At 37.2% G+C, this 11,595-nt stretch carries 5 protein-coding genes and 1 tRNA gene; 1 reads left to right on the top strand and 5 read right to left on the bottom strand.

Going from position 1 to position 11,595, the window contains the following annotated elements; translation table 11 throughout:
• The first annotated feature begins 52 nt into the window (after window positions 1–52).
• Entirely contained in the window at window positions 53–742 is a 690-nt protein-coding gene (locus tag JCM14209_RS07860) for a prepilin peptidase (RefSeq protein ID WP_025022932.1), read from the top strand.
• Window positions 743–779: 37 nt separating this feature from the next.
• On the opposite strand, the gene rpoC is transcribed toward JCM14209_RS07860, so the two are convergent.
• The 5 genes from rpoC to JCM14209_RS07890 all read right to left on the bottom strand — a co-directional run bounded on the left by rpoC (window position 780) and on the right by JCM14209_RS07890 (window position 11,535).
• Window positions 780–4,442, bottom strand: a complete 3,663-nt coding sequence (rpoC, locus tag JCM14209_RS07865; RefSeq protein ID WP_025022933.1) for a DNA-directed RNA polymerase subunit beta' — start codon at window positions 4,440–4,442, stop codon at window positions 780–782.
• A 27-nt stretch (window positions 4,443–4,469) separates the two neighbouring features.
• Window positions 4,470–8,072 (bottom strand): DNA-directed RNA polymerase subunit beta, encoded by a 3,603-nt coding sequence (gene rpoB, locus JCM14209_RS07870; RefSeq protein WP_155830699.1) that lies wholly within the window; start codon window positions 8,070–8,072, stop codon window positions 4,470–4,472.
• A gap of 265 nt (window positions 8,073–8,337) precedes the next feature.
• Window positions 8,338–10,803 (bottom strand): ATP-dependent Clp protease ATP-binding subunit, encoded by a 2,466-nt coding sequence (locus JCM14209_RS09495; RefSeq protein ID WP_035520255.1) that lies wholly within the window; start codon window positions 10,801–10,803, stop codon window positions 8,338–8,340.
• A 12-nt stretch (window positions 10,804–10,815) separates the two neighbouring features.
• The gene (locus JCM14209_RS07880; protein WP_025022935.1) at window positions 10,816–11,283 is read right to left on the bottom strand and encodes a CtsR family transcriptional regulator; all 468 of its coding nucleotides are present in this window, start codon (window positions 11,281–11,283) and stop codon (window positions 10,816–10,818) included.
• A gap of 178 nt (window positions 11,284–11,461) precedes the next feature.
• Window positions 11,462–11,535, bottom strand: a tRNA-Arg gene (locus tag JCM14209_RS07890).
• Between the last annotated feature and the right edge of the window lie 60 nt (window positions 11,536–11,595).

An 11,595-nucleotide genomic window follows, 5' to 3' on the forward strand; every position in this document is an offset into this window, starting at 1 on the left:
AATTTTTAAAAAATATTTTTACGTATATTAATACACGTAGGAGGTCTTAATAATGTATCTATTCTTATTTTTGATTGGTTCCTGTTTTGGATCATTCATTACATGTTATGCTTATCGCTTTAAGTTTCCAAACTTATTGAAGAAAAAACGTTCTTTTTGTGATACTTGCCACCGGTTTTTAAAACCGTGGCATTTAATTCCAATCTTAAGTTTTATTTTTCTTAGAGGAAAATGTGCTTATTGCAAACAGCCAATTTCATTTTTTAGTACAATTATCGAAATTTTGACTGGTTTATTCTTTGTAATTTCGTACAGCCCGACAGAGAATTTCACTTATATTTTTAAATGTTTTTTGTTTATATGGTTACTATTAATTTCGCTACAAGATTTACAAACAAAAACAGTTAGTGCCAGTATTCTTTATTTAGGCGGATTATGTACCTTAATTTTTAAATCCTTTTATTCATTTACATTTAATATGATTGACGCATTCTTAATCATTCCCTTTTTGCTTTTTTTACTGGGTATGAACTACATAAATAAGTTAGGCAGTGCTGATACAATCTTAATTGCAATCTTTTTTGGTTCACTTGGATTTTTATCAACTCTCTTTTCAATTCTCATTGCTTCAATTACTGCAATCTTTTACATAGTTATTTTCCAAAAAAATCATCAGATTATCGCATTTATCCCCTTTCTTTCATTTGGCGGGTTAATAATGCATTTAATAACAATTAGATAAAAAAATAGGGACTGGAATTTCCAGTCCCTATTTTCAATTAATCAGTAATTGATTCTGTATTTTCTTCTTGGTTAAGTTGTTCTTCAACGTCGCTAACTGAGTAAGCTCCTTCAACTTTGTTTCCAACAACTTCTGGTTCAATATCATGGTATTTCTTCATACCTGTACCGGCAGGAATTGTCTTACCAATAATAACATTTTCTTTCAAACCAACCAATGGATCGTTCTTACCGCGAATAGCAGCATCTGTAAGCACACGAGTAGTTTCTTGGAATGATGCAGCTGATAAGAAACTATTTGTTTCTAAGGCAGCCTTAGTAATACCAAGAAGTACTGGACGTGCTGTGGCAGGAATACCACCTTCGATAAGTGTCTTAGTGTTACGATCCTTAAATTGACTAATGTCTAATAATGTACCTGGTAACATGTCTGTATCACCTGGATCCATGACACGAACCTTACGTAACATTTGACGAGTCATAATTTCGACGTGCTTATCAGCGATGTCTACCCCTTGCATACGGTAAACACGTTGAACTTCACGTAAGATATATGTTTCTGTTGAAAGCATATCACGAACTAAAATAAGTTCTTTAGGATCAATTGAACCTACAGTAAGTGCTTCACCACGGTGAATGCTATCTCCTTCCTTAACTTTCAATACTGAAGTAAATGGAAGGCTGTAAGTTCTTGTATCTGTTTCACCCTTAACAGTAACTTCTTTAATACGTTCTGCTGGGTTTTCTTCGATTGTATCAATGATACCTGTAACTTCTGTAATCACAGCACGACCCTTAGGATTACGTGCTTCAAATAACTCTTGAACACGAGGAAGACCTTGAGTGATATCATCACCGCCGGCAACCCCACCTTGGTGGAAGTTACGCATTGTAAGCTGTGTACCTGGTTCACCGATTGATTGAGCAGCAACTGTACCAACAGCTTCCCCAACTTCAACAGCATCCCCTGTAGCTAAGTTACGTCCGTAACAACGTTCACAAACACCATGACGAGTGTTGCATGTAAATGCTGAACGAATTGTAACCATTTCAACACCTGCATCAATAATCTTCTTAGCTTCTGCTTCTTCCACTAAGTAGTTAGCAGGAACAATGATTTCACCAGTTTCAGGATTCTTAACTTCCTTCATAGTGTAACGACCAAGAATACGATCGTACAATGGTTCAATCATTTCGTTACCATCTGTAATTGATGTAACATCAAGACCGCGGTCAGTTCCACAATCTTCTTCACGAATAATAACGTCTTGAGCAACGTCAACTAAACGACGTGTCAAGTAACCTGAGTTGGCAGTCTTCAAGGCAGTATCAGTCATACCTTTACGAGCACCGTGAGATGAAAGGAACATTTCCAAAACAGAAAGACCTTCACGGAAGTTTGAAATAACAGGCAATTCCATTGTTTTACCGTTAGGAGCAGCCATCAAACCACGCATCCCTGAAAGCTGCGTAAAGTTAGAAATGTTACCACGAGCACCTGAGTCACTCATCATTTGGATTGGGTTAGATGGATCCATGTTTTCAACAAGCTTAGCTTGGATGTCATCTTTTGCCTTATTCCAAATTTGGATAACACGGTTATATCTTTCATCATCAGTAATCAAACCACGACGGAATTGTTTTGCAACAGTTGCAACATTCTTGTGGGCTTCAGCGATGATTTCTGGTTTTTCATCTAAAACAGTAACGTCAGCAATACCAACAGTTAAACCTGACTTAGTTGATTCATAGTAACCTAAGTCTTTCATTCTATCAAGAAGTTCAGCAGTAGCTGTAACTTTGTATTCCTTATAAACTTGAGCAATGATATCTGATAAGAATCCTGACTTAAATGGTCCAACTAATGGTTGGTTAGCAATAAATTCCTTGATATCTGTACCTGGTTCAACGAAGTACTTATCTGGTGTTTTACCCATTAAGTTATCGTCTGTAGGTTCATTCAAGAATGGGAAGTCTTCTGGTAAGATTTCGTTAAACATTGCCTTACCAGCAGTTGTAATTAAGATACGTTCTTTTTGCCATTCTGTAAATGGTGTACCTAATTTAGCTAATGAAGATGCTTGTAAACCGATACGTGTGTGTAAGTGTACATATCCGTTTTGGTAAGCTGTTCTAATTTCATTAACATCCTTGAAGACCATACCTTCACCTTCACGGCCTGATTCTTCAAGAGTAATGTAGTAGTTACCAATCGTCATATCTTGTGATGGTGAAATGATTGGTTTACCATCTTTTGGAGCCAAGATATGGTGAGCAGCTAACATTAATAAACGAGCTTCTGCTTGAGCTTCATCTGATAATGGAACGTGGATAGCCATTTGGTCCCCATCAAAATCGGCATTGTAAGCTTCACATGCTAATGGGTGTAAACGCATAGCTTTACCATCAACTAAAACTGGTTCAAAAGCTTGGATCCCAAGTCTGTGAAGCGTAGGTGCCCGGTTTAAAAGAACTGGGTGTTCTTTGATAACATCATCTAAAACATCCCAAATATCTTCATCACGACGTTCAATCTTGCGTTTAGCATTCTTAATGTTTGATGCCATTTCACGTTTAACTAATTCACGCATCATGAATGGTTTGAACAATTCAAGTGCCATTTCATGAGGGATACCCATTTGGTTAAGCTTCAACTTAGGTCCAACATCAATAACTGAACGACCTGAATAGTCAACACGCTTACCAAGTAAGTTTTGACGGAATCGACCTTGCTTACCTTTAAGCATGTGTGAAAGTGACTTCAATGGACGGTTACCTGGACCGGTAACTGGACGACCACGACGACCATTATCAATTAAAGCATCAACAGCTTCTTGGAGCATACGTTTTTCGTTTTGCACAATAATACCAGGTGCATTTAAGTCTAATAAACGCTTCAAACGGTTATTTCTGTTAATTACACGACGGTATAAATCGTTTAAATCAGATGTTGCGAAACGTCCACCTTCTAATTGAACCATTGGTCGTAAATCAGGTGGAATAACTGGAATAGCATCCATTACCATCCAATCAGGTTCGTTACCTGAATTCAAGAAGGCTTCAAGGATATCTAAACGACGTACGGCACGTGTACGTTTTTGACCAGTAGCTTCACGTAATTCTTCTTTAAGTTCAGCACATTCTTGTTCCAAATCAACATTGCGAAGTAAAGTACGGATAGCTTCAGCACCCATTGCTGCTTCGAAACGGTTTCCGTATTCTAAGCGTTTTTCGCGATATTCATTTTCAGTTAATAATTGTTTAACTTCAAGCGCTGTATCACCAGCATCTGTAACGACATAAGAAGCAAAATAAATGATTTCTTCTAATGCACGTGGACTCATATCTAAAACAAGTCCCATACGACTTGGGATACCTTTGAAGTACCAAATGTGAGTTACAGGAGCAGCTAATTCGATGTGACCCATACGTTCACGACGAACTTTAGCACGTGTAACTTCAACACCACAGCGGTCACAAACAACACCCTTATAACGGATACGCTTGTATTTACCACAGGCACATTCCCAGTCTTTTGTAGGTCCAAAAATTCTTTCATCGAAAAGACCGTCTTTTTCTGGTTTCAAAGTACGATAGTTAATTGTTTCAGGTTTCTTTACTTCACCGTATGACCAACTACGGATCTTGTCTGATGAAGCAAGACCGATTTGCATACTATCGAATTTATTGACATCGATCAAGGGACCGACCTCCCTTTCTTATATTAATTATTCAGCGTTTGTTTCTTGTGTGCTTTGTTCAGCAGCTTTTTTTGCTTCTTTAGCTTCTTGTTTTTTCTTTTCAAGTTCTGTGTACTTAGTAAGTGCATCAACGTTTACGATGTCATCATCATCTTCGTCCATGTCACGTAATTCAATTTCTTGCTTATCGGCATCAAGAACCTTCATATCAAGTCCTAATGCTTGCAATTCTTTAACTAACACACGGAATGATTCAGGTACACCTGGTTTTGGAATTGGTTCACCCTTAACGATAGCTTCATATGTCTTTACACGACCTACAACGTCATCTGACTTGTATGTCAAGATTTCTTGTAATGTGTAAGCAGCACCATAAGCTTCGAGGGCCCAAACTTCCATTTCCCCAAAACGTTGTCCACCAAATTGTGCCTTACCACCAAGTGGTTGTTGTGTAACTAATGAGTAAGGTCCAATTGAACGTGCGTGAATCTTATCATCAACCATGTGAGCAAGTTTCAAGTAGTACATTACCCCAACAGCAATACGGTTATCAAAGGCTTCACCTGTTCTACCATCATATAAGACTGACTTACCGTCACCTGGTAAACCAGCTTCTTGTAATGCACCCCAGATATCTTCATCACGAGCACCATCAAAAACAGGTGATGCAACATGGATACCTAACTTACGAGCAGCCATACCTAAGTGAAGGTCTAATACTTGCCCGATGTTCATACGTGAAGGCACACCCATTGGTGAAAGCATGATATCAATTGGAGTACCATCTGGCATAAATGGCATATCTTCTTCAGGAATAACAACAGAAACTGTACCTTTGTTACCGTGACGACCGGCCATCTTATCCCCAACTTGAATCTTACGTTTTTGTGCAATATATACACGAACCATTGTGTTTACGCCTGGTGCTAATTCATCCCCGTTATCACGAGTGAAGACTTTAACGTCTTGAACAATACCACCAGCACCGTGAGGAACACGTAATGATGTATCACGAACTTCACGTGCTTTTTCACCGAAGATAGCATGTAACAAACGTTCTTCGGCTGATAATTCTGTCACACCCTTAGGAGTAACTTTACCAACTAAGATGTCGCCATCTTTAACTTCAGCACCGATGCGGATAATACCAAATTCATCAAGGTTCTTCAATGCATCTTCACCAACATTAGGAATTTCACGAGTAATTTCTTCAGGTCCTAATTTAGTATCACGTGCTTCTGATTCATGTTCTTCAATGTGAATTGAAGTATATACATCTTCACGTACTAAACGTTCATTAATTGCGATCGCATCTTCGAAGTTGTAACCATCCCATGTCATAAATGCGATAAGTGGGTTTTGACCTAAGGCTAATTCACCATTTTCCATTGCTGGACCGTCAGCTAACACTTCATCAACATCAACATGATCGCCTACACGAACGATTGGTGTTTGGTTGTAGTTCTTACCACCGTTTGAACGATGGAATTTCATTAATTTGTACTTGTCTAAAGTTCCGTCTTCACGACGTACACGAATTTCACGTGCATCTACGTATTCAACTTCACCTTCATGTTCTGAAATTAAAGCAACCCCAGAGTCATGAGCGGCCTTATATTCAATCCCTGTACCAACTAATGGTGCATGTGGTTGAATCAAAGGAACAGCTTGACGTTGCATGTTAGCACCCATCAAAGCACGGTTTGAGTCATCGTTTTCCAAGAATGGAATACATGCTGTGGCAACCGCAACAACTTGCTTAGGTGAAACGTCCATGTAATCAACTTTTTCAATTGAAATTTCAACGTCATCATCACGTTTACGTGCCATAACAACATTATCTTCAAATGATCCATCATCTGTTAATGGAGAGTTAGCTTGAGCGATTACGTAGTTATCTTCTTCATCAGCTGTTAAGTAGTCAATCTTATCAGTAACTTTGTGTGTGTCCCAAGATACACGACGGTATGGAGTTTCAACAAAACCATACTTGTTAACACGTGCATATGATGAAAGACTGTTAATCAAACCGATGTTAGGACCTTCAGGAGTTTCAATCGGACACATACGACCGTAGTGAGTATAGTGAACGTCACGAACTTCATATCCGGCACGATCACGAGTCAAACCACCAGGTCCCAAGGCTGAAAGACGACGCTTGTGAGTCAATTCACCCAATGGGTTAGTTTGATCCATGAATTGTGATAATTGTGAACTACCAAAGAATTCCTTGATAGATGCAACTACTGGACGAATATTAATTAATTGTTGTGGTGTTACAGTTGTTGTATCTTGAATTGACATACGTTCACGTACAACACGTTCCATACGTGATAAACCAATACGGAATTGATTTTGTAATAATTCACCAACTGAACGGATACGACGGTTACCTAAGTGATCGATATCATCAGTAGAACCTAAACCTTCTTGTAAGTTGAAGAAGTAGTTCATTGAAGCAATGATATCAGCAGGTGTAATGTGCTTAAAGCTAATATCAACATTTGCATTACCGATTACGTTGATAACACGTTCTGGATCTTTTTGTGAGTAAACTTTCACTGTTTGAAGAGTCATTGGTTCTTGAACAACACCTTCTTCAGATGGGTGATAAGTTACTGTCTTGAAGTCTTCACGATCTAAGTATGGAGCTAATTTTTCCATAACCTTTTTGTCGATTACTTCATCTTTTTTAACAATGATTTCACCTGTTTCAGGATCAGCCAATGTTTCAGCGATTGTTTGGTTTAACAAACGTGTCTTAAGATCTAACTTCTTGTTAATCTTGTAACGACCAACAGGAGCTAAATCATAACGTTTTGGATCAAAGAAACGAGCTGTTAATAAACTACGTGATGAGTCAGCTGTCTTTGGTTCCCCTGGACGTAAACGTTCGTAGATGTCTTTTAATGCTTCTTCAACACGAGAATCGTCCATGTTCTTGTGTACATCTTTTTCTAATGTAAGCATTAAACTATCATTTTCGCCTAACATTTCAAGAATTTCGCTATCTGAACCGTAACCAAGCGCACGAACAAGTTCTGTTACTGGTAATTTACGAGTTCTATCAATACGAACATGAGAAATGTTCTTTGCGTCTGTTTCATATTCTAACCATGCACCACGGTTGGGAATTACTGTTGTACCAAAGTTTGTACGACCATTTTTGTCTAATTCAGAATTGAAATAAACCCCTGGTGAACGAACTAATTGTGAAACAATAACACGTTCTGCCCCGTTAATGATGAATGTTCCTTGTTTTGTCATTAAAGGAAAATCGCCAAAGAATACATCTTGTTCTTTAACTTCATCAGTTTCATGGTTGATTAAGCGTAATTTAACGTGTAATGGTGCTGAATAGTTAGCATCATGTTGACGTGCTTCTTCAACAGTATATTTTGGTTCTAATAATTGATAATCTACAAATTCAAGGGAAAGTTTTCCTTGAAAATCATCGATTGGCATAATGTCATCGAACATTTCACGAAGACCTTCATCCAAGAACCAATTGTAGGAATCAGTTTGGATTTCAATCAAATTAGGAAGCTCAAGTACCTCTTTGATACGTGAGTAACTTCTACGTACACGGTGTTTACCGTATTTTACTAAGTGTCCTGCCAAGTTGTTCACCTCTCAAAAGATTTCTGGAATTTGACTCCTTAAATATTACATTTTTGTTACAAATTAATTATTTAAGGATTTTTTGGCAAAAAAAAGCAAAAACAGTCCGAGAATTTAAATCTAAACTCCATACTATTTTTGCTTTTTATCAAGCACGTAATGGACAATATATCACTACGCGCAATCAAATTCACAGTTTTTGCATTACTATATTGTATATAATTTTTAACAATTTGTCAATGCATTTCCCTATTTATTTTGACTTCTTTGCTATTTACATTTTTCTTGTTCTAACTTTTATTTCGCCTTGTTCTACTCCAATAGTTACAACTTCATTTGCCGTAATTTCACGCAATAAAATCATTTCGCTTAAGCGGTCTTCAATTTCATTTTGAATTGCACGACGTAAAGGTCTTGCACCGTATTCTGGATCAAATCCAACTTTGGCAATTACGTCCACCGCTTTTGGTGTTACACGCACAGTATAACCTTGTTTTTTCAAACGTTTTAACACATTATCAATCAATAATTTAGTAATTTGATGCAATTCGTTTTCATTCAATGAATGGAAAATCACAGTTTCGTCAATACGATTTAAAAACTCTGGTCTAAACGTTTTCTTTAACGTTTCTTTAACCTTATTTGACATTGCAGTATAATCTCCACTCATATCTGTTGCCCCAAAACCAACTGATTTTTCATCTCTCAATGCTGTTGCACCCAAATTAGATGTCATGATAATTACCGTATTTCTAAAGTCAACTTTTCGTCCCTTAGAATCTGTTAAAAATCCATCATCCAATACTTGCAATAATAAATTAAATACATCAAGGTTAGCCTTTTCAACTTCATCAAGTAAGACAACAGAATATGGCTTATTGCGAACTTGTTCGGTTAATTGGCCACCTTCATCATACCCAACATATCCAGGAGGTGCCCCTACAAGACGACTAGTTGCATATTTTTCCATATATTCACTCATGTCGATACGAATAATTTCATTTTCTGAGCCAAACATTGATTCGGCTAATGCTTTGGCAAGTTCCGTTTTTCCGACACCTGTTGGTCCTAAAAACATAAATGACCCAATTGGTCTTTTGGGATCTTTCAAGCCACTTCTTGCACGGCGAATTGCCTTACTTACAACACTTACCGCCTCATCTTGGCCAATTACTCGTTTATGTAATTGTGATTCAAGGTTGACAAGTTTCTCTCCTTCAGATTTTGTCATTTGTTTCACTGGAATTCCGGTCCATTGCGCTACAACTTCGGCAATATCATCAGCAGATACTTTGGCTTGATATTTAACTGGTGTTTCATTTTGTTTTTGGATTAACTTTTGTAATTTATCTTCTAAATTAAGTTCTTGTTGCCGTAATTCTTCTGCTTTTTCAAAATCTTCTGCAAATAATGCTTCAGTTTTTTGAGATGCAATTTGCTTAATTTCTTCTTTAATACGACTAACTTTATCGCCGCCTTTAACTTTACTTAAACGGACACGTGCAGCAGCTTCATCAACCAAATCAATTGCTTTATCTGGTAGGAAACGTGAAGCAATGTAACGTTTGCTTAAAGTAATTGCACTTTGAAGTGCTTCATCTGAAATTTCAACTTTATGATGTTTTTCATAGTTAGGTCGAATTCCTTGTAAAATTTCAAGGGCTTGCTTTTCTGTTGGTTCATTGACCATTACACTTGCAAAACGACGAGCTAAAGCTGCATCTTTTTCTACGTGTTTTTGATATTCATTTAATGTTGTTGCACCAATAACTTGTACTTCCCCACGTGCAAGCGCAGGTTTAAGAATGTTAGATGCATCGATCGCACCTTCTGCACCACCGGCACCAATAATTGTATGCATTTCATCAATAAATAAAATCACGTTTCCATCACGATAGATTTCTGCTAATATCTTCTTAAGTCGATCTTCAAACTCACCTCTAAACTTAGTTCCGGCAACTAAATTTCCCATGTCTAACATCATAATTCTTTTTTTAGCTAGCTCACTTGGGACATTGCCTTTTACAATTTCTTGAGCGAACCCTTCAGCAACGGCGGTTTTACCAACCCCTGGTTCTCCAAGTAAGACCGGATTATTTTTCGTTTTACGACTGATGATTTGGATTACACGCTTAATTTCTTTATCACGCCCAATTACTGGATCAATCCGATTTTCACGTGCCATTTGAGTTAAATCACGCGCCAAATCATCTAATGTTGGCGTTGCTGATTTTTTATTTCCGCTTGCTTTAGCCGTTTGCGCTAATGTACGACGAGCTTTTCTAATTGATAGCATATCCATATCAGCAGTTGCTGTTAAGCGGCGTTTAAGGTTAACTGTATTCACATTTAAATCTTTTAAGATTCTTGTAGAAACTCCCAACTTATCATCTAAAAGCGCCAACAAAATATGTTCAGTTCCAGTTTTTTGCGCTCCAAGCAGTTCAGCCATGCTATTAGCTTTTTCAATAATTTCTGTTGCCCGCGGAGAAAACGGTAAATAGCTATCCGCTGGACGGCGTTTCATTGTCCCGTAACCAACTAAATCTTCAATTTCTTCTCTAACATCAGTTTCTGTAACTTCACTTTCTTGCAATACCTTCGCTGCAACACTGTTATTAACCATGATTGTAGCTAATAATAAGTGTTCAGTTCCAATAGCTTGGTGTTTAAAGTAATTTGCTTGTTCAAGCGCAATTTGCAACACCTTTTTAGCACTAGGAGTTAAATTTTCGTTCATAATTATCCCCTTTTATTCTTCTAATCTTAATCTTTTTAAAACTCTTACTAATATTCTAGCACGTAAAAAATTTTCTTGTTCAACTGTCGGAACTTGTAAAGCGTCCCGACTTGTTGCCGCTAACAGCAAGTTAGCTTCTTTTTGTGAAAGAATATCGTCATCGAACAGATTTTTTATAATCTGATATCCTTGATTTTCGCTTATATCCATCCCAATAGCATTAATTAAATCATCAATTAAATCTGGATTTTCAACTAAATCAACTTTAACAATACGGATATATCCTCCTCCGCCACGTTTACTTCGAACAACATATCCATTTTTCAAATTAAATCTGGTCTTAATTACATAATTAATTTGTGATGGTACACAATTAAATTGACGGGCAATTTCTGAGCGTTTAATTTCAACTTGCTTAACGTCATTTAAAATATCCTTCAGATATTCTTCGATAATATCTGACATATTTCGGCTTTGCATTTCCATCATCCTTTCTTATCTTTGACCTATCTTGACTTTTAATTATAAACGATTTACCCTATAGAATGCAAAAAATATAGAATCTTCATCAAATTTTTTTCTGCTCTAATAAGGGGAATTTTTTGTACAAAAAAAGAAGCTTGGCAAAAAACCAAACTTCTTTTTTTAATTTAGCGGATGCACCCAGCAGGAGTCGAACCTGCAACCTTCTGATTCGTAGTCAGACACTCTATCCAGTTGCGCTATGGGTGCATAATCAAGTCATACGACTTGAAAATAAAAAGTCAATTAACATAAACGAAGTTAATTGAC

The sequence above is a fragment of the Ligilactobacillus hayakitensis DSM 18933 = JCM 14209 genome, assembly GCF_000615845.1.
In the GTDB taxonomy this organism is placed as follows: domain Bacteria; phylum Bacillota; class Bacilli; order Lactobacillales; family Lactobacillaceae; genus Ligilactobacillus; species Ligilactobacillus hayakitensis.